This is a genomic window from Georgenia daeguensis (genome assembly GCF_039537705.1).
Taxonomy (GTDB): Bacteria; Actinomycetota; Actinomycetes; order Actinomycetales; family Actinomycetaceae; genus Georgenia; species Georgenia daeguensis.
In genome coordinates this window covers 1-948 of sequence record NZ_BAABBA010000085.1, presented here as the reverse complement: position 1 = coordinate 948, position 948 = coordinate 1, and the positions used below count along the sequence as shown (strand labels likewise).

Sequence of the window (948 nt, the reverse complement as noted above, 5' to 3'; positions counted from 1 at the left end):
CTAGGGCGTGTCTCCCAATAGTCGAGCCCTTGGGCTGAAACGCTGCGGGGGTGTCGCGTACTGCCGTGCTGACGGATGCCCAGTGGGAGTTGATCGAGCCGTTGATGCCGTCCCTGGATGGCCGCCGGGGTCGGCCGTTCCGGGACCACCGGATGGTGGTCGAGGGAATCATCTACCGCTACCGGGTCGGGATCCCGTGGCGTGACCTGCCCGAGTGCTTCGGTCCGTGGCAGACGGTCTGGAAGCGCCACCGCCGCTTCAGCGGGGACGGCACCTGGGACAAGATCCTGTCCACGCTGCTGGCCCACGCCGACGCGGCCGGGCTGATCGACTGGGAGGTCTCGATCGACTCCACGGTCAACCGTGCCCACCAGCACGCCACGAACCTGCCGCGGGACACAGGGGGACCTGTCGAATTACATGAAACTGCGCGAGGAGCCGCCTGACCACGCGATCGGCCGCTCCCGCGGCGGGCTGAGCACCAAGATCCACCACCTGTGCGACGGGAACATGCGCCCGCTTGTGATGCTGCTCGGCCCGGGCCAGGGCGGGGACTCTCCGATGTTCGAGCACGTCATCGATTCCCTGAGCGTGCCCCGGGTCGGCTCGGGCCGGCCGCGGACGACGCCGGTGCGGGCGCTGGCCGACAAGGCCTACTCCTCGAGGGCGAACCGGGCGCTGCTGCGCCGGCGCGGAATCCAGGCCGTCATCCCCGAACGCGCCGACCAGATCGCCAACCGCAAACGCCGCGGGTCCAGGGGCGGACGGCCCGTCTCCTACGACTCCGAGGCCTACAAGCGGCGCAACGTCGTCGAGCGCTCCTTCAACGTCTTCAAGCAGTGGCGAGCCCTGGCCACCCGCTACGACAAGCTCGCCCTGACCTACCGCGGCGGCGTCGTCCTGCGCGCCATCACCATCTGGCTCAAGGCATTAAGAGACACGCCCTAG

General features: G+C 69.0%; 1 protein-coding gene. It reads left to right on the top strand.

The window, feature by feature from the left end; translation table 11 throughout:
* Positions 1 to 104 precede the first annotated feature (104 nt).
* A protein-coding gene (locus tag ABD774_RS21515; RefSeq protein ID WP_486327360.1) for an IS5 family transposase occupies positions 105 to 948 on the top strand; the annotation gives its coding sequence in 2 pieces (ribosomal slippage) (positions 105 to 443 and positions 445 to 948; 843 coding nt in all).